The sequence below is a fragment of the Acutalibacter muris genome (assembly GCF_002201475.1).
GTDB classification, from domain to species: Bacteria; Bacillota; Clostridia; order Oscillospirales; family Acutalibacteraceae; genus Acutalibacter; species Acutalibacter muris.
The window spans coordinates 1722591-1744312 of the sequence record NZ_CP021422.1; the positions used below are offsets into that span (position 1 = coordinate 1722591).

At 55.8% G+C, this 21722-nt stretch carries 16 protein-coding genes; 8 read left to right on the top strand and 8 right to left on the bottom strand.

The window, feature by feature from the left end:
• The first annotated feature begins 9 nt into the window (after positions 1–9).
• The 3 genes from ADH66_RS08725 to ADH66_RS08735 are packed head-to-tail and all read left to right on the top strand — an operon-like array spanning position 10 to position 3014.
• Complete coding sequence (locus tag ADH66_RS08725; protein ID WP_066533455.1) at positions 10–777, top strand: Nif3-like dinuclear metal center hexameric protein; 768 nt, start codon at positions 10–12, stop codon at positions 775–777.
• Between the two features lie 13 nt (positions 778–790).
• Entirely contained in the window at positions 791–1252 is a 462-nt protein-coding gene (locus tag ADH66_RS08730) for a GNAT family N-acetyltransferase (protein ID WP_066533453.1), read from the top strand.
• A 25-nt stretch (positions 1253–1277) separates the two neighbouring features.
• Positions 1278–3014, top strand: coding sequence for an Rqc2 family fibronectin-binding protein (locus tag ADH66_RS08735; protein ID WP_066533451.1), 1737 nt, complete (start codon positions 1278–1280; stop codon positions 3012–3014).
• Between the two features lie 227 nt (positions 3015–3241).
• On the opposite strand, the gene ADH66_RS08740 is transcribed toward ADH66_RS08735, so the two are convergent.
• Positions 3242–4069: a helix-turn-helix transcriptional regulator gene (locus ADH66_RS08740; RefSeq protein WP_066533448.1), complete on the bottom strand. Its 828-nt coding sequence runs from the start codon at positions 4067–4069 to the stop codon at positions 3242–3244.
• 124 nt (positions 4070–4193) lie between these two features.
• On the opposite strand from ADH66_RS08740, the gene ADH66_RS08745 reads away from it, so the two are divergent.
• Together ADH66_RS08745 and ADH66_RS08750 are read left to right on the top strand one after the other, a co-directional pair.
• The gene (locus ADH66_RS08745; protein ID WP_066533446.1) at positions 4194–6443 is read left to right on the top strand and encodes a pyruvate formate lyase family protein; all 2250 of its coding nucleotides are present in this window, start codon (positions 4194–4196) and stop codon (positions 6441–6443) included.
• Entirely contained in the window at positions 6433–7320 is an 888-nt protein-coding gene (locus ADH66_RS08750; RefSeq protein ID WP_066533445.1) for a glycyl-radical enzyme activating protein, read from the top strand. Before ADH66_RS08745 ends, ADH66_RS08750 begins: the two co-directional genes overlap by 11 nt.
• A gap of 43 nt (positions 7321–7363) precedes the next feature.
• On the opposite strand, the gene ADH66_RS08755 is transcribed toward ADH66_RS08750, so the two are convergent.
• From ADH66_RS08755 to ADH66_RS08775, 5 genes are all read right to left on the bottom strand, one after another.
• Entirely contained in the window at positions 7364–8200 is an 837-nt protein-coding gene (locus ADH66_RS08755) for a Gfo/Idh/MocA family protein (protein WP_066533443.1), read from the bottom strand.
• A gap of 16 nt (positions 8201–8216) precedes the next feature.
• Positions 8217–9509: a glycoside hydrolase family 28 protein gene (locus ADH66_RS08760; RefSeq protein WP_066533441.1), complete on the bottom strand. Its 1293-nt coding sequence runs from the start codon at positions 9507–9509 to the stop codon at positions 8217–8219.
• A 74-nt stretch (positions 9510–9583) separates the two neighbouring features.
• On the bottom strand, positions 9584–11230 hold the full coding sequence (locus tag ADH66_RS08765; protein ID WP_066533439.1) for an extracellular solute-binding protein: 1647 nt from the start codon (positions 11228–11230) through the stop codon (positions 9584–9586).
• A gap of 69 nt (positions 11231–11299) precedes the next feature.
• On the bottom strand, positions 11300–12217 hold the full coding sequence (locus tag ADH66_RS08770) for a carbohydrate ABC transporter permease (protein ID WP_084384142.1): 918 nt from the start codon (positions 12215–12217) through the stop codon (positions 11300–11302).
• Positions 12218–12335: 118 nt separating this feature from the next.
• Entirely contained in the window at positions 12336–13283 is a 948-nt protein-coding gene (locus tag ADH66_RS08775; RefSeq protein WP_236757221.1) for an ABC transporter permease, read from the bottom strand.
• A gap of 336 nt (positions 13284–13619) precedes the next feature.
• Between ADH66_RS08775 and ADH66_RS08780 the strand changes: the two genes are divergently transcribed.
• On the top strand, positions 13620–15944 hold the full coding sequence (locus ADH66_RS08780; protein ID WP_066533437.1) for a helix-turn-helix domain-containing protein: 2325 nt from the start codon (positions 13620–13622) through the stop codon (positions 15942–15944).
• A 227-nt stretch (positions 15945–16171) separates the two neighbouring features.
• On the opposite strand, the gene ADH66_RS08785 is transcribed toward ADH66_RS08780, so the two are convergent.
• Positions 16172–17512, bottom strand: a complete 1341-nt coding sequence (locus ADH66_RS08785; protein WP_066533435.1) for an MATE family efflux transporter — start codon at positions 17510–17512, stop codon at positions 16172–16174.
• A gap of 119 nt (positions 17513–17631) precedes the next feature.
• Between ADH66_RS08785 and ADH66_RS08790 the strand changes: the two genes are divergently transcribed.
• Positions 17632–18531, top strand: a complete 900-nt coding sequence (locus tag ADH66_RS08790; protein ID WP_066533431.1) for an AraC family transcriptional regulator — start codon at positions 17632–17634, stop codon at positions 18529–18531.
• Between the two features lie 96 nt (positions 18532–18627).
• The gene (locus tag ADH66_RS08795) at positions 18628–21075 is read left to right on the top strand and encodes a glycoside hydrolase family 2 protein (protein WP_066533429.1); all 2448 of its coding nucleotides are present in this window, start codon (positions 18628–18630) and stop codon (positions 21073–21075) included.
• Here the strand turns inward: ADH66_RS08795 and ADH66_RS08800 are convergent.
• The gene (locus ADH66_RS08800; RefSeq protein WP_066533428.1) at positions 21041–21688 is read right to left on the bottom strand and encodes a helix-turn-helix domain-containing protein; all 648 of its coding nucleotides are present in this window, start codon (positions 21686–21688) and stop codon (positions 21041–21043) included. The two genes, ADH66_RS08795 and ADH66_RS08800, sit on opposite strands and share 35 nt — an antisense overlap.
• Positions 21689–21722: the final 34 nt, after the last annotated feature.

The following is a 21722-nucleotide window of genomic DNA, read 5'->3' on the forward strand; positions in this document are numbered from 1 at the left end:
GAGCACAATATGGCAAGAATCTGCGACATATACGACATTATAAACAGCGCCGCCCCCTTTGACAGCCAGATGGCCTTTGACAACTCCGGCCTGCTGGTGGGGGACAGGGCCACGGAGGTCACCCGGGTGCTTATCTGCCTGGACATAACCCGGGAGGTAATAGACGAGGCAGGGGCCATGAACGCTAACCTGATAATCAGCCATCATCCTGTGATATTCGACCCTATAAAGTCCCTGAGTAGCCAGGACCCGGCCTATCTGCTGGCGAGGAACGGCATAGCGGCTCTCTGCTGCCACACCAACCTGGATATCTCCCCGGTGTGCGGGGTGAACGTTGCCCTGGCAAATAGACTGGGGCTTAGGAATATCCGGCCCGAGGAGGCCTTCGGCGAGGACTGCGTGCTCTACTCCGGGGAGCTCCTGGAGCCCATGGAGCCTGAGGAATTCGCCTTACACGTAAAGGGGCGGCTTTCAGCCGGCGCGTTGAAGCTCCTCCCCGGCGACGGCATGGTAAAGCGCGTGTTCCTGTGCAGCGGCGCAGGCGGGGAGTTCGCCCCATACGCCGCCATGCGCGGCGGTGACGCGTACCTGACTGGCGAGATGAAACACCACGAGGCTCTTGAAGCTAGAAAAACCGGCCTTACCTGCGTGGTTGCCGGGCATTACGAGACGGAGCGGGTCTTTGCCGAGTATCTGGCGGCGTACCTTAAAAAGAGGGCGCCTGATACCGGATTCCTGGTGAGCAGGGCGGAGAGCGCGCCCTTCACGACGGTATAGAGGAGACAACGGTATGACAATAGAACCGGCAAAGCTTGAGGATATGGAGGGTATTTCCAGACTCTACAAAGCGCTCAACACCGATATGTCCCGCCTGCAGCCGGAGATGTTCCGGCCTGCTGGGGAGGACGGCGGGTTTATCCGCTCCGTGCTGGAAAGTGAAAGAGGTGACCTCCTCCTGGCGCGGGAGGACGGGAGGGTCCTGGGCTTGGCCCTTGTGCAGGATAAGGACACGCCGCCATACCCCGCGTTTATCCAGCGGCGGTATACATACCTAATGGACTTGGTGGTAGACCCGGAGTGCCGCAGACAAGGTGTCGGCCGGGCGCTGATGGGTGCGGTAAAGGAGTGGGCTAAAAGCCGGAACGCGGAGTTTATCGAGCTGGGCGTGCTGGCGCAGAACGAGGGGGCCATCAGGCTGTATGAGAACCTGGGCTTTAGGGATTCCAGAAAAATAATGCAGATGGATTTGTAAATCTACGGACAGAAAGGAACACAAAATGGCACTTGACGGCGCGTTTCTACGCCACATAAAAAAAGAACTGGAGGACCGGCTCCTGGGGGCTCGGGTGGACAAGGTCCACCAGCCCAACCGCGAGGAACTTGTGATATCCTTCAGAAGCCGGGAGGGAGCCGAAAAGGTGCTCTTTTCAGCCCGGGCCAACAGCGCCCGGGTACACCTAACTGCGATACCCCTGGAAAACCCGGCCCAGCCGCCGATGCTTTGTATGCTCCTTCGAAAACGGCTGCTGGGGGCAAAGCTTCGGGAGATACGCCAGCCGGAGCTGGAGCGGCTTCTGCACTTCGACTTCGACTGCATAGATGAACTGGGGGACCGGGTGGTGCTGACCCTGACGATGGAGATAATGGGCCGGTACAGCAACATAATCCTCAGCGGCCCCGACGGCAAGATAATCGACGCATTAAAGCGGGTGGACGCGTCCATGACCTCCCAGCGTCTGGTCCTGCCTGGGCTTACTTACCAGCTGCCCCCGCCCCAGGACAAGCTCTGTATGCTGACGGCCGCCCCCCAGGAGCTGACGGCGGCGCTGCAGGGGCTGCCAAGGGATATGGAGCTCTCCAAGGGGCTTTTAAGCGTGCTGCAAGGAGTTTCCCCGGTGGTCTGCCGGGAGTTGGCCCACCGGGTGGGCCGGGGCCGGGAGCTGACGGTGATGACAATGGACGAGGAGCAGCTTTTCCGGCTTGGCTTCTTCTACCAGAAGCTGCGGGAGACGGTGAGGGACGTAAGTGGCGAGCCGTATATGGCGGTGAATATGCAGAAAAAGCCCATGGACTTCTCGTTTATAGACATACAGCAGTACGGTACCTCGGCCGTGGTGCGAAAGGGGGAGAGCTTTTCGGGGCTTCTGGACAGCTTCTATCAGGAGAAGGACCAGTTGGAGCGTATGCGGGTGCGGGAGCAGGACCTTCTGCGGCTGCTTTCTAACCACTCCGAGCGGCTCTCAAGGAAGATAAGCGCCCAGCAGGCAGAGCTCAGTCAGTGTGCCCAGCGGGATAATCTGCGGGTGATGGGCGATCTTCTCAGTGCGAACCTCTACAGCCTTGAAAAGGGGAGGGAATCGGTAGAGTTGCAAAACTTCTACGAGGAGGACGGGCCCACGGTAAGGATAAAGCTTGACCCGGCCCTCACCCCCAACCAGAACGCTCAGAAATACTATAAGGAGTACCGCAAGGCAAAGACCGCCGAGGAGAAGCTCACCGAGCAGATAGAGCTGGCGGGCAGGGAGCTTACTTACCTCGAGTCGGTGCTGGAGGCCCTGGCTCGGGCCGAGACCGAGCGGGACCTTATGGAGATACGCACCGAGCTCAAGGAGCAGGGGTATCTCAAGACCAGTCGCGGCAAAAAGGAGCGGCCCCCCGCTGTAAGCGCACCCATGAGTTTTCAGAGCTCTGACGGCTTCACAATACTTGTGGGCAGGAATAACCGCCAGAACGACCGGCTGACCATGAAGCTGGCGAGCAATAACGATATCTGGTTCCACACCAAGAATATACCCGGTTCCCACACCGTACTGGTGACAGAGGGCCGTAGGCCGACGGAGAAAGCCATGGAGGAGGCCGCCGTGCTGGCCGCCCGACACAGTCGGGCCAAGGGCTCCTCTCAGGTGCCGGTGGACTATACCCAGGTGCGTAACGTCAGCAAGCCTCAGGGGGCAAGGCCGGGCATGGTGATATATGTGAATTATAAGACGGTATTTGTGGACCCCGGGGAGTAGGACTAATACGCCGGAGCCGCAAAAAGAGAAATCAAACCCCTAGTTTACTAGGGGTTTGATTTCTGCACAGCAAAGCTAATTGCGGTCTGAAAATTGTGCACTATCTTGCGAGCTTATGGAAAATAGATTCTCTTAGGGGAATATAAAATCAATATAGTGGAAAAAGAAGTCAAAGAGAGGGTAGAAACCAAAGACTACTGCCGATATAATAGAGACAGAGAGTGTTCCTAGTCGCCAAAGGTCTCTCGGAAGGCTCTGGGCGGGCAGCCGTAGCGCTGGGTAAAGAGCCTGTAAAAGTGGCTCTGGCTGTTGAAGCCGCACTGAGCGCCAACCTCGATCACCGGCAGATCCTGGGTGAGCAGCAGCTGCGCCGCATAGCTAAGGCGTTTTGCGTTGATGAACTCTGTGGGCGTAACCCCCAGATACCGGCGGAAGGAGCGGGTTAGGTGCTCCTGGGAGAGCCTTGCTAGTGTCAGCATATGGGAAAGTCCCGGGACAAAGTGCTCCGGGCTTTCCATCTGATCCACGAGCTGAGCCAACCAGGAGGGAAGGCGGTCGGTTTCCTCTGGCATTGCAAGGAACAGCCCTACTAGGTATGGAAACACGCTGAGCATATGCCGGTAGGAGGTCTCGTTCTCCGAAATGGTTTGATTTTCCAGGAGTTTCTTCTGGGCGTCCCAAAGCGCTGGGCCGGAGAGCACCCGCAAGGGGGATATCGGGGGAGCATCAAACCTGGCCCTGTCTATCTCCAGATATTCGCACAGTCGGAGAAAGACCGGGCAGGGGATACCGATGTTGATTATCTCGAAGTCGCTGTTATTGAGGAACTCGTACCTATGGGTGTCCGTGGGACGGATCAGCACTAGGGAACCCGCGGTCAGCAGCTGGGTCTGACCGTTGATTACGTGGACCGCGCTGCCCTGAGGGACCAGAAACAGCTCATAAAAGTCGTGGGTGTGCAGCCGGTAGGTGGAGTGTACACCGTACTGGTGCAGGGCCTTGCCACCTGTCCGGCGCATTTCCTCCTCCGTCTGGCGCAGCAGGACCGCCTCCATAAAACCGCCTCCTTTTTGGTTTATCCCCATTATATCGTTCGGAGGAGGAAAGCGCAAGAGAAAAATCAATAAACGAGAACTTTGGAAAGAAATTATACTGAAAATTCAGAAAGGAAGTTATGCTATGAGCCGAACTGATTTACAGAAGCTTCGGGAGGTTCTGGAATTTACACGCATCTACCAGGAAAACAGCGGGGATATCTATTTGAGAGAGGCCCGCTGCTTAGACTACCAACTGGAGCATATCCTGGTGCCTTTGGACGAAGAGGCGGGAATTGCCGGACGTTATGACCATGGCTTTGTTGGATTCAGCTCCCAGACTGGGGGCTACTCTGTCTTGGGTGCCGGGTACACCTACTACTTTAAGGAGTTTGAGTTCGTAAACGCCCTGCAGCGTTGTGCCGGGGAACTGACTGCCTCCGAGAACTATGCCCTGCAGGCAGCCCAAGCCTTCTGGAAGGAGGAGAATACCTCCAGAAAGCTGGACCTGGCCTTTGCCCGCCGGTATGGTTATGTCCCGGGTAAGGGCTATCCTGCCCCGGGCGTGGGAAATTGCGACTGCCGGGTGGCGGGGACCAACCTTGACTTCCACAAGCTTGTGGACCTTGGTTTTGACGGCCTTGAAAAGGAGATTGAACAGAAGATAAAGGAAAACGGAGACTCCAGCTTCTATGAAGCTCTTAAGCTCTGGATCGGGAGCCTGCAAAAAGCCTGTGAGCGCTACCGCCGCCAGGCCCTGGAGCTGGCGGCCCACAGCACCTCCAAGGAGTCCAGACGGCGGTTCCTGGATTTAGCGGGGGCTTTGGAGCACCTCCAGCACCAGCCTCCTCAGAGTTTCCTGGAGGGCGTGCAGCTTATGTGGATCTACTCCGTAAGCTGTGATTTGATGAACTACGGCCGTATGGACGACTATCTGGGTCCGCTCTACGCCGGGGACCTAGATGCCGGACGGCTTACGGAGGAGGAGGGCGTGCAGATTATCCTATACTTATATAAGCACTTTTTGGAGATAAACAAGATCCACGACTGCCGTGTGATTGTGGGAGGCGTAGGCCGCCGGCATCCCCGGGAGGCGGACAGGCTGGCCGTTGCCATTATGGAGGCGACCCGGCGCTTCCGGGAGGCGGTGCCCCAGCTGACCCTGCGGTACTATACCGGCATGAGCGAAGCGGTGTTCCATAAGGCCATGGAGGTGAACGCCGAAGGGGTCACCTTCCCCATTATTTACTCTGACGACACCAACGTGCCCGCGGTACAGCAGGTATATGGGGTCGGCAGGGAGGAGGCAGAGCAGTATGTGCCCTTTGGCTGCGGGGAATACGTGCTGGCAGGGTACAGCGTGGGCACCCCCAACAACGGCATCAATGCCCTGAAGGCTCTGGATCTGGCCCTGCATAACGGGCGGGACTCATATCACAACGTCCTATGTGGGCCTCGAACCGGGGAGCTCTCAGAGCTTGACGGCTTCGAGAAGCTCTATGAGGCGGTTCTCAATCAGCTTAAGCCGGTAATGGAGCGATTTGCTGAGCATAAGTACCTCAACTATATAGTCGCCGGAGAGAACGCTCCCTATCTGCATCTGAGCCTGCTGCTGCACGACTGTGTGGAGACTGGAAAGCCGGTCTTTGAAGGAGGTGTACGTTACCTGAATGCTTCCAGCGAGACCTTTGGAGTAATTAGCTGTGCGGACAGCCTTACAGCCATTCGGAAACTAGTGTATGAGGAGAAACGCCTGAGCTTAGAGGAACTGGTGGAGGTCCTGGACCAAAACTTTGAAGGCAGGGAGGAGATACGCCGGCTCTGCCTGGAAGCGCCCAAATACGGCAACGACGACGACATTGCCGACAGCATGGCCCAGCGGCTTTTCAGCGACATGGGAGATATCACCTTAGAGGCAGGGAAGAAGGCAGGACTGCATCGGTACAATATTGTCAGCGTTAACAACTCCATGAGCGCTGAATGGGGCAATTTCTGCTCCGCCTCCGCCTGCGGACGGAAAAAAGGCGATCCCATGGCCAACGCCAACGGCCCCTCCATCGGCGCGGACAAATGCGGTATTACGGCGCTTCTCAACTCTATGTCTAAATTTGATAACACAAAGCATGTGGGAGTCATCAACAACGTGCGCTTTACCAAAGAGCTCTTCACCCGGTCCGGCGACAAGGTGGCGGCGGTGCTCAAGGCCTTCTACCAGAACGGCGGGGTTCAGACCAACCTGTGCGTGGTGGGCCGGGAGGACCTGGAAAACGCTATGGAGCACCCGGAAAAGTACCAGAATCTTATGGTACGCATCGGCGGCTTCAGCGCCCGGTTTGTTACCCTAAACCCCATTGTGCAGCGTGAGATATTGGAGAGGACCACCTATGACGCGTGAAGAAAAGGCCCTGATTTTCGATGTCCAGCGCTTCTGTGTACACGATGGTCCGGGCATTCGCAGCACGGTATTTTTCAAAGGCTGCAATATGCGCTGTGCCTGGTGCCACAACCCTGAGAGCTTCTCACAAAGGCCGGAGCTACTCTTTCGCCCGGAGAAATGCACCGCCTGCGGGGCCTGTGAAGCCTGCCCTTCGGGGGCGCACCGAAGGGAGAACGGCTCTCACAGCTTTCATCGTGAGAACTGTTCTGGCTGCGGAGTCTGTGCCAGTCTCTGTCCAAATGGGGCTTTGGAGCTATCCGGCCGGGAGATGACCGTAGAAGAGGTCATGGAGGAGCTTCGAAAGGACGATAAATACTATGCCGCCTCCGGCGGCGGGGTCACGCTCTCCGGGGGAGAGGCCTCCATCTGGTTTAATTTTGTTCGGGAGCTGCTGGACGCCTGTAAGTCTCAGGGGTTTCATACGGCACTGGAAACCAACGGCCTTATCTCTGCAGAGCGCTTGGAAGCCCTGATTCCCAGGACAGATCTGTTTCTCTTTGACTGCAAGCACACGGACCCAGAGCCCCATCTTCACTGGACAGGTGCTCCTCTCCAGCCGGTACTGGACAGCTTGCAGGCTTTGGACCGGGCCGGGGCGAAGGTTATCCTACGCTGTCCAATAATCCCCGGGGTGAACGACGGTGAGGCCCATTTTGCGGCGCTTCGGGATATCCGGGCAAAGTATGCCTCAATTCAGCAGGTAGAGGTCATGGCCTATCATGACGTCGGCCGGGGCAAGTGGCAGGCGCTGGGGCGGTCCTACGCTTTTGAGGATCTAAAGACGGTCCCGCCGGACCAGAAGCGCCGCTGGCAGGAGCAGTTAAGTCAACTATGAGTAAAACGGACGCGGCCATTAAGGCTGCGTCCGTTTCCTCCGCTTAGAGCTTCACCCATTCGTCTGGCTGAACAGAGGCTTTCAGCAAAGCTTCCCGGGTGGCAATTACGGCAATGGTGTCCTCGTGAGAGACCGGTGGATCTTCCCCCAGAAAGAACCGGGCCATCTCCTTCATGAACCTGTGGTAATAGTCAGAGACGATTTCTATGCGCTGGGTGGAGGCGTCCGTCTTGTCCAAGGTCATGGCGAAGGGACAGTCCCAGCCGTGGTGGGAGAAGTGAGAGAGCCTTCCGTCGGCAAATTCCAGCACCCCGGCGGGCAGGGATTGGGTGCCGGTAAATTTCACCCGCTTCACCGCCCTGCCCATCAGAGCTAGGATAGGCTCTATCTGGTGGATGGCGTAGTTATCCAGGGGACCGGGGCCCTCGCTAACCAGCCCGGCCAGCCGGGCACGGTCCACCGGCTCTAGCTCCTCCGCAAAGCGCAGGGCGGAGGCGGAGAAGCAAGGGGTGTCGTTTCTTTCGGCAATGTCAAAGAGCTCCTGGGCCTCACGCTTGGAGTTTGCGAAGGTCTTGTCCACATACACCCGCTTGCCACTCTCTAAAGGCAGGCGGCAGAGCTCAGGATGCATCTCAGGGTTATCAGGGGACAGCACATTCAGACAGTCGCTCCTCTCAATGAGCTCCTCAATGCTCCCCACCAGCTCCATGCCGTGCTTCTCGCACCACTCCTCGCTTGTCATGCCGGTGATGGGCGAGGTTATCTTCCCATAGGCGTACCTGACCTCCAGCTCGCCCTTCGAGGCGTCCTTGAGCCACTGAGGGTAATTATTGGCGTGGTACTCATCCAGATAGTAGTCAATGAATCCAACTGTTTTCATAATAAAGCGTCTCCTATTACTCTACGAGAATTTTCTGCTCTGTTCCATGGAAGGGCAGCACGCGGACCTTCTCAAGGCTCAACCCTCCGGCCGATTTTACGTATACCCCTGTATTTTCCGGCACTTCGCATATGCAGGGCGACGGCGCGATATCAAAGGTGTGCCCCTTGAGGGTAAGATTCTCCGAATCCTTCATCTGTACGGTGATGTCCCTAAGGAGGACATTTTCAAAGTTATCCCCTGTGCCCACCGCACCAGCGGCGTTTTCACAGGTACAGAACGCATTTTGGACAGTAATATTCCTGAAGTTTGCAGGAGTATCCCGATGTGGGTTCTGCTCGGGAGGAATATGGGAGTCGTGCTCCACGCCCATAAAGAAGATGGGTTCGCCGTTGCCCCACCAGTTGCCTGCCTGTATCCTGGTGTCGATAAGCAGATTTGAGGCCCGAACATTTTCAACAAGGCCGCCCTTGTCGTTGCACATAAAGGTGAGCCCGCGGTTGCTGCCTTTGATTATAATATTGTTAATGACCACATTGCGGACATGGCTGTAAATATACCCCAGCACGAGGGCCTTGGAGCAGGAGCGTAGGATACAGTCTGATATGACCAGGTTCTCACAGGGCTTCGCCCAGTTGGTGATTCCTGAGACGGCAATACAGTCATCGCCGCTGGAGATATTGCAGCCTGAGATGATCACATCGTCACAGCTGGAAATATGTATCCCGTCGTCGTTTGGCACCCTAAGGTTGGTGTCGATGTTCATCCCGGTAAGCTTTACGTTTACGCACTCAGCGACGGTTATAGTCCAGCAGGGAGCGTCCAGCACGGTGACATCGCGCATGGTCAGCTTTTTTACCTTGTAGAAAAAGATGGACTGGGTAGGTCGCCATTCCCGCTCAACGGTGCATTCCTCAAGCTGGCTTTGGGTCATCTCAACCCGGCTTTCGGGTATGATCGGGCGGGAAAAGTCGAAGAAGGACGAGCCGTTAAGGTCAATAACGCCGTCTCCGTCTATTACAACATCTTCGCCTTCGAGACACACTATCAACGCCTGCAGATCGCCCAGCTCATTATGGTGAAAGGGCATTATTGGGTAGTCCTCCCGGTTAGGCGAGCCTTTGATCACAGCGCCCTTCTCCAAATGGAGGGACACTCCCTGCAGATCAATGGTGCCGGTAAGGAAACCTCCGGCGGGCACCAGCACGGCCTCGCCGCTGGCCTTAGCTGCGGCTATGGCTTTGCAAAAGCTGCCGGTATTTAGAGTCAGACCGTCGCCTGAGGCTCCATAGTCCAAAATATTTATCATACTGAATTTTCTCCTGGGAAAAATAATCAGAACCCGGGGCAAAAGTCCCGGGCCCTGGTCAATGAATAATCGAATTACTTTGTGGAGCCCTTAGCGATCTCCATAACGTCGGGGTTGTCCTCCAGATACTTGGCGAACTGGGTGCGGTACTCCTCCAGGTACTTGTCAAGGCCGGCGGCCTTCAGCTTCTCGATAGCCGCGTCGATGTTCTCCTCATAGGGGACCATGCCTATCTTGATGGGGTAGATGGAGGCAATAATCTCGGTTTGCAGGTTGGTAAGCTCCGTAGTCACATTGCTGGAATCGAACAGGAAACCGGCAATGGGGGAGACCACGTAGTTATCGGCCTTATAGTTCATATAGTCCAGATATTCGTCGGTGGTGGTGGCCGCATCATAGCGCATATATGGCATATAACCGGTCATCCAGGTGTCCAGCTGGTACAGAGCGTCGCCATTCTCATTCTTCATCTCGTCGGTGCGGGAGAACATACCGGTTCCCTCATCGGTGAAGTATTTGCCCTCGGTGCCCAGGTGGAACAGGTCGTGATTCTCCTGGCTGCTATAGAGCCAATCAAGGAACTTGAGACCGGACTCGGGATTCTCGGAGGTGGAGGAGATGGCGTTCAGATTCTGCACGAAGGTGTAGACCATTTCGGGCTTCTCAGGGCACATCTTCACCCAGTCGGCAGTGACGTCCTTAAGGTCGGTGTTCTGCATGATTATCTTCGCCTCGGAGGGGTCAAAGGTCTGGGAGGGAAGGAAGGCGCCCAGCTTGGCCTCGTCGTACATAGCGGAGTGGTCGATGTTCAGCACGTCGGGGTTCACAAGACCCTCCTGGTACATCTTGTAGTAGGTCTCGCAGTCCTTCTTGAACTCCTCGCTCTCATAGAAGGAATCGATAGTGCCGTCCTGGCGGGCGAGAATTATGCCCAGACTGTTCTCAACATAGAAGGGATAGGTATCATAGGTCCTGTGCAGCCAGTGGGCGGTGTCCTGGTTCTGGTGGAACCAGTTGTAGGCTTTGATGCCGGTTTCCTCAAGGATATAGTCCTGACTTTTCTTCATCAGGTCCAGCACGTCCTCCACACTGTCGGCGGGGAACTCCTCATAACCAACCTTTTTCATAACGTCGGTACGCAGGTTCATGTAGGACATGGTGTTCTCAAAGCTCCTCCAGGAGCAGGGTACAGCGTAGTGGTCGCCGGCGTAGACAGCGCCCAGCCACTCGTTCTCGGTAAAGCGGCCCACCAGGTCGGGATACTTCTCCAGCAGGTCGTCCAGAGGAATAATAGCGCCCATACCCGCGATAGAGGACAGGTTTTTCACGTCCTGCATCACGTGCAGCAGCTCGAACTCCTCGCCGGTGGTAAGCATCAGGTTCAGCTTTTCAGCATAGGAATCCCAGGGGATGCGCTGGACGGAAACCTCGATGTTCACTCCGTCGGCCTTCAGCTTTTCATTGACGGCGGCGATGCCCTGCTCGTACTCGTCCGGCAGGTTGCCGGGCTGCACGATACGCATGGGATGGATCTCCCCGTCGTCGCCGCTGGTGGAGGCTTCGGAGCTTTCCGGGGCTTCCTCGGAGCTTTCGCCACTGGCGGTAGAGCTTTCAGGTGTGGAGCTGCCGGAACTACCGCTGTCGTTGCCGCAGGCGGCGAACAGGGACAGCACCAGAGCCATCGCCAGCAACAGAGCGGCGATCTTTTTCAGATTCTTCATTTCTTTCGTCTCCTTCATATAGGATTTTTATTGTTTCAACAGGCAGGGCCTGATAAAACCAGGATAAATTCAGCCCTTCACCGCGCCGATTACCATGCCCTTCACAAAGTATTTCTGGAGGAAGGGGTAGAGGAGAATGATAGGCCCCATGGTGATAACGGAGGTAGCCATCTTGAAGCTCTCCTTGGGGGGAGCGCTCCGGGTCGCGCCCTGGGCCACCTTCTGCATGGCGGTAATTTCGGACTGTATTTTTAACAGCATCATCTGGAGGTTATAATACTTCTGGTCGTTGATGAGCATGACGCAGTTGAAGTAGTTGTTCCAGTAGCCGATGGCATAGAACAGGGCTATGGTAGCCAGCACCGGCATACAAAGGGGAAGGTAGATGGTAAAGGCGATCCGCACTTCTCCTGCTCCGTCAATTCGGGCCGACTCATTTAATGCGTCCGGGATGCCCCGCACGAAGTTGCGGACCAGGAACATATTGAAGGGGGAGAACAGAAGGGAGGGCACTATCAATGCCCAGATATTATCGTAGCAGCCTACCATTTTTGAGATCATGTACCAGGGCACCATGCCCGCGGAAAAGACCATCGTGATGTAGAAATACAGGGACAGCCCGTTGCGGTAGCGGCACTGCTTATTTGCAAGAGTATAACCCGCGCCAAAGGTGATAAGCGACGCTATCAGGGTGCCCACCACCGTTGCCAGGCCGGTAACCTGATAGGCCCTGGGCACATTGGAGGATTTGGAGAAGAGCCGCTGGTAAGCGTCAAGGGACCATTGGGCGGGGAAGAAGGAATAGCCGTTTATGGTGATGGACTTCTCCTCTGTAAAAGATACGATAATTACGAGGATAAAGGGTATCAGACAGACCAGGGCGAATAGTATCACCAGGAAATAAATAAGAAACTGCGCCAGCTTGTCGCTACTGCTGGTCTTTATTTTGTTCCGGGCGCTGAGTGCGCCGGCTGGATTAGCGGACATGGTGCAAAACTCCTTTCAAGCTTTCATTTTTCATGGATATATGCGGGAGCTGCCGGCAGCTCTGGGAAAGTGAAACCGCACGGTTTCACTTATTGTTCTCTGTGTATAGGTAATTAGTTTAGAACAGCGCCCCGTCAGGGAAGTGCCGGCGCACAATCCAGTTTGAGGTGAACACCAGAATGAAGCCCACAATGGACTGGTACAGGCCAACGGCCATGGAGAGGCTGGGGTCGCCGGTATTTTTGAAGGTGCGGTACACATAGGTGTCGATAACCTCCGCGATGGGCATAAGGGAGCTGTTGTCCCGGATTATGGCGTACATCATGCCGAAGTCGCCGTAGAAGATGCGCCCCACGGACATCAGCGTTAAAATGCAGATAGTGGGCATCAAAAGTGGCAGGGTAATATAACGAATACGCTTCCAGCGGGTAGCTCCGTCTATATAGGCGGCCTCATAGAGCCCCTCGTCAATGCCGGTAATGGCCGCCAGATACACGATGGCGTTATAGCCGGTGGTCTTCCAGATGTTCAAAATCAGCAGGATAGGGTACCAATAGCCGGGATTTGCATAGAAATTGACCTTCTGTCCGCCCATGCTGACGATGATGTTGTTGATAAGGCCGTTGTCCGTACCCAAGATGCCCTGGAGCATATAGCTGACAATTACCCAGGAGATGAAGTAAGGGAACAGCATAAAGGACTGACTGACCTTCAAAAGGCGCTTGGCGTGCACCTCGTTGAGGGCGATGGCCAGCGCCACGGCGCATACGGTGCCCACGGCCAGGAAGAGCACGTTTATGACCAAAGTATTTCGGGTGATGGTCCAGGCCCAGCTGGACTTGAAGAAATACTCAAAGTTCCTCAGACCTACAAACTCGCTGAAGATGCCGGTTTTATAGTTGAATTTCTCAAAGGCGATGGCCATATACGGCAGGGACATATAGGAGAATACAAAAGTATACAGCATGGCCGGTAGAACCAGCAGATATAAAAACTTGTTTCTCCAGAGCTCTTTGAGGGGGTTTATGCGCCGGCGGGGCGCGGCGACTGTTTGGTTCCTCATCATTTCCTTTCATCCTTTCTTTACCTGTCGAAATCAATCTTGCCAAAAATTACAGCAGATGTACCTGATACCAATATTTATAGCACAAGGCGGAACTGGTGTAAACTTCTATTATCCGCTTTTTCTCCATTTATTTTCACTGATGCGAAAAAATTGCAGATTTTTTATACTCAGTTTTATGAGGAAATCTGCATTTTTTAACACTGGGAGAGCGTGCACTACAAAAATTATTCCATAATTGAAAAAAGTGAGGCTTTGCTGTCCTCACTTGACTTTTGTCAGAAAATTGTTATACTTGTTTGTAGAACACTGGCAGCAGGGACGTTTGTGGAGGGTCAAATGATAAAGAAGCTTCAAAACAGGGAAAAACTCAGCACCACATATCTGTGGTCAATTTTTATAGTCGTTATCATTATCGACTTTCTCATTACTGTTGCGCTGTTTTCCATCTATTGCGCCGCTCAGATCTCCACAGCTGCCAAAAACTCAGTCAGTCAGCTTGAACAGGTACGCACCTCCACAGATATCCTCTTTGAGTCCATGGAGGCTGTAGTAAACCAGCTGGCCAACGACGCGGACACGGCCACATTTCTGCTTGGCGAGTCCACCAACCGCCTTCGGGAAGCGGCGGTTGGCCTGAAAATACGTACCCTCTGTACTGCCAATCCATATCTTCGCTTTATTACATTATATAATGATACCAGTAAGCGCTTTGTTTCCAGCGGCTATGCGGGAGATGACATTAAGTTGAATGCCCAGGAGTTTTACGACCGCCTGGGGGATCAACCCTATGTCTGTTTTTTCAGGCCCATTGGCGACGCCTATAATGTGCAGCTCAACAAAAAGGCTATGGCCTATACTTTTGTGTTCCGTATAAACCTCAAACCCAATTCCGGTTCCTCGGATCTGGTCATTATTGATGTCAATGAGAGCTATTTCAACAACGCTCTGGCGCCAATCCGCGTGGAGGAACATGAGCAGCGGGTGCTGCTTCAGGGAACGGAGCAGGAGTTTATCGCTGAGATGTCTGCCCTGCCGGCCCAGGAGCTTTTCTCTGTGGCTGCGGGCGGCAGTGGCGCGGACTATCCGGAGGCTAAGTCAATGGAAAGCTCCGGCTCTATGTTCTTCCATACGCCGGGGCAGTTTTGGTTCACTACATATGTCCGAAGCGCAAAAGTCGGGTGGACCTTTTATAATATGCTTCCATATCAGGTGGTACTAGGGGCCTTAGTGACACCGGCTATTCTGACGGTAACCATGACCCTTCTGACGCTGGCCTTTGGCTATGTGCTGTCCCGATGGCTCAGTACACATCTGTATCAGCCCATAAAGGCCCTGTATGAAAATTATGTGGACAGCGCTGGGGAGAAAAAGGGGAATGAACTGGAACTTTTGAGCCAGGCGTTCTCTGATATGTATTTGAAGGCGGACGAGTTGGAGAGAGGACTGATTGCCTCGTTCCATGAATCTAAAAATTTTTACCTACGGGCCTTGCTCTCTGGAGAAAGGGAGCGGGTGCAGGGTTCTCTGTCTACCTACCGGCGGCTGGGGATCAATCTTAACGCCCCATACTATGAGGTGGTCGTGCTGGAATGTGTTCCCCAGGAGGACATGAGCAGAGAAGTAGGCGGGAAGGAAAACCTATTTATCCCATACTATGCCTTGGAAAATATTACCAGGGAACTGATGGGTCCTGCCCTGGGGGTGGAGTTTATGAGGATCGGTGAAAACCACTTTGCCGTGCTGCTGTATCTGGAGGAGCCCCAGCTTAACGACACTTTGCGCCAGGGGCTGGAGACTATCGTGGACCTGATGCCCAGGGAATTTCATATAGATACCAGTATTTGTGTGGGGCAGGTGGTGGATTCTTGGATGGACATCAATCTGGTATATGAGCAGGAGAAGATCGCCCTGCATTCCCGCACGGCCAGCCACTATGGACGGGTGTTCTTCGCGTGGGACGCCCCGGAGGCCATGAGCAGTGATTTGTACTACAGCGGTCTGCATACTCGCTTGGCGGATTGTGTGCGAAGCGGGGACCTGGAGGCCTGTGCCCGGGAGTTTGACCAGGCCCTGGCGGCTATGAAGGAGATCAGCTTCAAGTCAGCTCGTACCTATTTCCGGCATATTCTGATGTCGGTGCTGGATGTATTTTTCGCGGCGCTGGAGCGGGACAATGAATTCTTTTCCAAAATGATGGAGCGCCTGGAAAGTCTGGACCGGTGCGAAAACGTCCGGGCCCTGCGCTCGGTGTTTTTAGAACTGCTTTCCTCTCTGAGCTACCGGCTGTCGGTGGGCCGAAAGAACAGCAATCAGGATGCAGCGTTGCAGACCAAGGCATATATTGACGAGCATTATGACGACCCGGAGCTTTCCCTGCGTATGCTTGCGGAGCGGGTCCAGCTTTCCCCGGCCTACCTGGGCAGGGTCTTCACAGCCGTGACCGCCTATGCTTTCAATGATTATGTGAATCAGGTCCGCCTGGAAAAAGCCGCAGAATTGCTGAGGAACACCCGTATGCCCGTAAGCCGCGTCAGCGAGTCGGTGGGTGTGCTGAACACTAATTATTTCTATTCGCTGTTCAAAAAGCGATATGGGGTCACGCCATCCGCTTACCGAAAAGGCGGCTGCGGAAAAGAGCCTGAGGAGGCTGCTGACGAGTAAAGAAACTATGAAAATAAATTGCAGGCTCACAAAAAGTGCGCCCAGCCGCCGGTATGTTCGGAGTACCGCTTGAAAGTTTAGGTATGTTGACAATCCATGAAATTGCCCTTCGAATTGCAATTTTTAGGCATTTTCAGACGGCTTGTCCGATTGCGTGACCGCATTCTGGTAGACATAGACTTTGACTACACTTGCGCCGCTAAACAAAGAAAAGCTCCAGCCACAACCTACCCTGGCAGTCTCCTCACCTGCCAAATCACCATAAAGATCAAGCTGACCGTAGACGCGCACCAGGCAAAAGGCTCCGCAAAATAGAGCGTCTCCACGCCCCATATCCCGCAAAAGAGCACCGCCACAGAGGCTCTCGCGAAGAACTCCATCAGCCCCGAGACTACCGTGCCCATATTGCAGCCCATGCCCAAAAGGGTGTTGCGGCAGACGTGGAGCACGTACAGCGAGGACAGCAGCACGCTCATGATGAACAGGTAGTGGTAGGCGATGTCCAGCACAGTCCCGGCGCTGGGGTCGCCGGGGTCGATGAACATGCTTAGAATCAGCCGCCCGGCAAGAATCATCACAGCGCTGATGGCCAGCGAGAGCAGCACACCCACAACCAGCGAAACTTTCAGTCCCTTACGCAGCCGCCCGTACTCTCCGGCCCCAAAGTTTTGCGCTATATAAGTAGTCACAGCGCTCCCCAGGGCGATAGCTGAACTCTCCAGCAGACCAATAAGCTTGTTCACCGCCGTGACTCCAGCCAGGAACACGCTGCCCTGGGCATTGATGGCCGACTGCAAGACCATGCCGCCTATGGCAATAAGGATCTGTGTCGCCGCCATGGTAGCCCCGGTCTTCCACAGCCAGCGGAGCATGGGCGCGTCCAGCTTCCAGTCCTCTTTTGTTAGGGCCAGCCACTGACTTTTTGAGAGGATCAGGGCACAGTACAGAAACGCCAAAACCTGAGCGATTACAGTCGCCACCGCCGCGCCCACCACGCCCCAGCGGAACACCAGCACGAACAGCAAGTCCAGAAGGATATTTATCGCCGAAGCCACCACCATAGCGATAAGTGGCGTGCGCCCGTCCCCGAAGGCCCGCAAAATAGAGGAGGCCATATTGTAGGCCATTACCGCGCTGAGCCCGATAAACAGCACCGTAATGTACGCCACAGCGCTGTCGAAAATATCCTCCGGGGTTTTCAGCAGTCTCAGCACTGGTCCCCGGGCAGCCAGCCCCAGCAGGGTCAGGAGGATACTCAGCGCTGCCGACAGCAGGAGGGACATGGCCACGGCCCTTTTCACCCGGGCCTTATCGCCCTTGCCGAACTCCTGGGCGATGGGGATGGAGAACCCCTGGGCCAGGCCGAGAATCCCCCACAAGAATACCCAGTAAGTCCAGTCCGTGGCGCCCACTGCCGCAAGGCCCGCCACGCCCACGCCCCGGCCCACCACGGCGGAGTCCACTAACGTATACAACTGCTGTCCGATGCCGCCAATCATCAGCGAGACCGCAAAGGTCACGATAAGCCTCAGTGGTCTGCCTGTGGTCATATTCTTTTCCCGCTCCATATTTCAACCCTCTTTTTCTTGACAATATAAATTCATATATGCTATGATTATAATACTATATTTGGAGAATTTATATATAGATTGTCCCGAATTATATAATGATCATACGGAGGACGCCAGTGTATAACGTCCAGGTGAACCATGAGGGCATGGAGGAGAACCTGTTTCCAGACCCTTCCTTTCCCTTCTACATTTTCTTTGAGGATTATTCAGCCCTAATAGGCCGCACCCTGAACTGCCACTGGCACCCGGAGCTGGAGCTGGACTACGTTTTGCGCGGCGGCGTGGACTTCACCATCAACGGCCGCCCGCAGATGCTGACCGCCGGGGAGTGCCTGTTCCTCAACTCCGGAGTTCTGCACACAGCCCGCCAGCGGGAGGATATGGAGAGCGCCCTCATCATGGTGGTGGTGTTTCGGCCCAGCCTGTTTGCCAAGGAGCACCCGGACTCGGGCTTTCTCAGATACTTTTCCGGCTCGGAGGAGAGCCTTGTCTGGGACGGCGCCGGCGAGGAGGAGGTTCCCGTGCGCCTGGCCCTTGAGCGGCTCGCGGGGCTCCGGGAGGGGGAGTACGGCTATGAGCTCATGTGCCTTTCGGAGATAAGCAGGATATGGCTCTATGCCTCCCGGCGTATGCAGCAGGGCGGGCAGCGGAACGACGGCGGGGCTGCTCATGGGCCGGTGAAGAAAATGCTTGCGTACATCCATGACCACTATCAGGAGAAAATCACCATAGACCAGCTGACCGCCTTTGCGGGAGTCAGCCGCACCCAGTGCTACAGCCAGTTCAGGCAGTACACAGGGCTGAGCCCGGTGGCATACCTCAACGACTACCGCCTGAACAGGGCCGCTGCCCTTATGCTTGAGACAGAGTGCAGCGTTACCGAGGCCGGGTATGCCTGCGGTTTCGGGGACAGCAGCTATTTTGTGAAGCTATTCCGGCAGAGGTTCGGCGTGCCGCCTATGCGTTACCGAAGAGAGCGGCGAATAAGCGAGCGTGCTCCCAGCGTGACTACGTGAGATTTTTTTAGTCCCCAGCAGGCGCGCAGGCTGACCTGAATCACGCCGGACAACGGATATGCTAAACATCAAATATAACTATATAAGGAGGCACACATGAAAAGAACACTATTCAACGAAAACTGGACAGTCAAGCCAGGAGTTCAAGACCCCTTCTCAGCCCTCTTCGGCGGCGCGGCCCAGGGCAAGCCCGTGACCCTGCCCCACGACGCCATGATTGAGGAGGACCGGGACCCCAACTGCGAGAGCGGCGGTCAGGCGGGCTTCTACCCGGCGAAGTCCTACACCTACACCAAAGTTTTCACCGCCCCCGAGACTTGGCAGGGCCGACGCACCCTGGTGGAGTTCGAGGGCGTCATGCAGAAAGCCATGGTCTACCTGAACGGTGAGTTCCTTATGAGCCACGCCTACGGCTACACCGGCTTCACCGTGGACCTGACCTCCTATCTCCGCTACGGTCAGGAGAACGAGCTGAAGGTGCTTGCTCTGGGCCAGGAGAAGGCCTCCCGGTGGTACTCCGGCATGGGGATTTACCGTGATGTGTACCTCTTGCAGGGGGGAAGTGCGTATATAAGTGATATTAAGATTACCACTGAGACTATCGAGGAGGGTTACGCCGTGCTCCGTGTGGACGGCAGAGCCGTGAACCAAAGCGCCCAACCCAAAACCGTGGAGCTGCGGCTGAACATTGAGGGCGCGGCGCCCTTTTCTGCAATGCTGTGTCTGGCCCTTGGGGAGAACAGCTTCTTCCAGCGAGTGACGGTGGACAGTCCCGCCCTCTGGTCGCCGGAGACCCCAAAGATGTACGCCTGCAAAGCCGAGCTTTATGAGGGCGAGATCATGCTGGACGCTGAAACACCCCGCTTCGGTATCCGCACCCTACAGCTGGACGCCCGCCAGGGGCTTCGCATCAACGGCAAGACCGTGAAGCTGCGGGGAGCCTGCATCCACCACGACAACGGCGTGATCGGCTGCACGAACCTCTACGAGGCTGAGCGCTTCCGCATGGAGCGGCTGAAATCGGCGGGCTTCAACGCCATTCGCAGCGCCCACCATCCTGCGGGGCCGTCCCTGCTGAAAGCCTGTGATGACGTGGGTATTCTGGTGATGGACGAGTTGGCGGATATGTGGAACGAGCCCAAGAACCCCCACGACTTCGGCCTGGATTTCGCCAAGTTCTGGGAGGACGCGGCGGCTGAGATGGTGGCCAAGGACTACAACCACCCCAGCGTGGTGCTCTACAGCACCGGCAACGAAATTCCGGAGATCAGCAAGGCCCAGGGCTACGCCCTGCATCGGGCCATTACGGAGAAGATAAAGCGTATTGACCCCACCAGGTACACAACCTGTGGTATCAACGGCTTTCTGGCGGTGTCGGACGCTCTGGGTAGCATGATGGAGCAGGAGAAGCAGGAGACCATCAACGCCAGCAATGCCGGGGCGGGCAGCGAGGCATTGAACAGCATGATGGGCGCGTCCCAGTGGGAGCAGACCGACAAGTTCTCGGAAAGTGCCCTGCTCACGGAGCGCCTGGAGCCCTCTGTCAGCAGCGTGGACGTTGCCGGCTACAACTACCTGACCGCCCGGCATATCCCCGAGAACCTCCGGCACCCTGACCGGGTTGTTGTGGGTAGCGAGACCTTCCCCCCGGAGATCGGGCGTCTCTGGCCCATCGTCCGGGACAACCCCCACGTCATCGGCGACTTCACCTGGACGGGCTATGATTACCTGGGCGAGGCGGGCATCGGCATCCCCCACTATGGCGAGGTCACGGCCCAGGGAATGTTCCCCGACCGGCTGGCCTACTGTGGGGATATCGACCTGAATGCCGCCAGAAGGCCGGTTAGCTATTTGAGAGAGATAGCCTTTGGGCTTCGCCATGAGCCGTACATTGCCGTACATCGGCCGGAGGTTTTCGGCAAGGCGTTCGACAGCAACAACTGGAAATATTTTGACTCCCTGCACAGTTGGACGTATCCCGGTCAGGAGGGCAAGCCTACCCGAGTGTACGTGCTGGCCGACTGTGACGAGGTAGAACTGACTGTGAACGGCAAGCCACTGGGCCGCAAGAAGATAGGCGAAGTGCTGCCCTACACCGCCGCCTATGAAGTGGACTACCAGCCGGGCCAGCTGAAAGCCGTGGGCTACCGGGACGACAAGCCTTGCGGTGAGGATTTACTCAGCACGGCGGGTGCTGTTGCAGCCATAAAGGTGACTGTTTACAACGAGACTGTCCAGGCCGGGGGACAGGGTCTCAGCTTTGTTATGGCTGATCTGGTGGACGAGAAGGGTGCTGCCAATTTGTCTGACGGCAGAACTGTCACGGTCAAGGTCGAGGGCGCGGGCAGTTTGCAGGGCTTCGGCTCGGCTGATCCCAGCAGCGAGGGGAGCTATCAAAGCAATACCTGCCCGGCGTTTCACGGGCGGGTGATGGCGGTTATTCGCGGCGGCATGGACGCCGGCGAGTGCAGGGTCACGTTCTCGGCGGAGGGGCTTCAGGAGGTGAGCGTCACGCTTCGGGTGATGTCTCAGGAAGCTCCGTGATGGCATACTGCCGCTGGAATTGGGCGGGGGTCATGCTGCTGAAGCGCTTGAAATGTCTGCCGAAGTGGCTCTGAGATGAAAAGCCCAGGGTGCTGGCTATCTCCCGGCAGGAGAGTTGGGAGTAGACCAAGAGGCTCCGGGCAAGGGCCATCTTTTCCCTGAGCACAAAGTCGGTGAAGGAGATGCCCTCGCACCGTACAAAAAGATTTGAGATATAGTTAGGGTTCGTATGCAAAAGCCTGGCCACATTGGTCAGGCTTATTTTTTCGTGGAGGTGGTCGTACACATAGTTCTTCGCATTTTCCACCAGCGGATGGCGCTGAACCTGCCGGGCACTGCCGCTGTCCTGCCGGAGAAAGCGCACCAGGGAGGCAAAATTATTCTGTGCCCCTCCCACCAGGCCTTGCAATTCCCTTATGTCCCGGAGGGCCTCTATCTTCATGATATAGGCGTCGCACAGAGAAAAAGCCGCCTCGGGGTTCATGCCGCCCCGGATAGCCGCCCGGCTGGCCAGTACCACGGCGGCGATGCTTACATTCCGATAGCTCCGCTCAGCGTTGGGGGAGAGGGTGCCGAGCTTGCCGGAGCCGCCTTCATCCCGGCACTGCTCCAAAAGCTTTATATCCCCCCACTCAATACTGCCCAGC

What these genes read in the sequence shown, in the direction of transcription:
- ADH66_RS08725 (WP_066533455.1), top strand. Translation starts at nt 10, where the DNA reads ATGGCAAGAATCTGCGACATATACGACATTATAAACAGCGCCGCCCCC.
- ADH66_RS08730 (WP_066533453.1), top strand. Translation starts at nt 791, where the DNA reads ATGACAATAGAACCGGCAAAGCTTGAGGATATGGAGGGTATTTCCAGA.
- ADH66_RS08735 (WP_066533451.1), top strand. Translation starts at nt 1,278, where the DNA reads ATGGCACTTGACGGCGCGTTTCTACGCCACATAAAAAAAGAACTGGAG.
- ADH66_RS08740 (WP_066533448.1), bottom strand. Translation starts at nt 4,069, where the DNA reads ATGGAGGCGGTCCTGCTGCGCCAGACGGAGGAGGAAATGCGCCGGACA.
- ADH66_RS08745 (WP_066533446.1), top strand. Translation starts at nt 4,194, where the DNA reads ATGAGCCGAACTGATTTACAGAAGCTTCGGGAGGTTCTGGAATTTACA.
- ADH66_RS08750 (WP_066533445.1), top strand. Translation starts at nt 6,433, where the DNA reads ATGACGCGTGAAGAAAAGGCCCTGATTTTCGATGTCCAGCGCTTCTGT.
- ADH66_RS08755 (WP_066533443.1), bottom strand. Translation starts at nt 8,200, where the DNA reads ATGAAAACAGTTGGATTCATTGACTACTATCTGGATGAGTACCACGCC.
- ADH66_RS08760 (WP_066533441.1), bottom strand. Translation starts at nt 9,509, where the DNA reads ATGATAAATATTTTGGACTATGGAGCCTCAGGCGACGGTCTGACTCTA.
- ADH66_RS08765 (WP_066533439.1), bottom strand. Translation starts at nt 11,230, where the DNA reads ATGAAGAATCTGAAAAAGATCGCCGCTCTGTTGCTGGCGATGGCTCTG.
- ADH66_RS08770 (WP_084384142.1), bottom strand. Translation starts at nt 12,217, where the DNA reads ATGTCCGCTAATCCAGCCGGCGCACTCAGCGCCCGGAACAAAATAAAG.
- ADH66_RS08775 (WP_236757221.1), bottom strand. Translation starts at nt 13,283, where the DNA reads ATGATGAGGAACCAAACAGTCGCCGCGCCCCGCCGGCGCATAAACCCC.
- ADH66_RS08780 (WP_066533437.1), top strand. Translation starts at nt 13,620, where the DNA reads ATGATAAAGAAGCTTCAAAACAGGGAAAAACTCAGCACCACATATCTG.
- ADH66_RS08785 (WP_066533435.1), bottom strand. Translation starts at nt 17,512, where the DNA reads ATGGAGCGGGAAAAGAATATGACCACAGGCAGACCACTGAGGCTTATC.
- ADH66_RS08795 (WP_066533429.1), top strand. Translation starts at nt 18,628, where the DNA reads ATGAAAAGAACACTATTCAACGAAAACTGGACAGTCAAGCCAGGAGTT.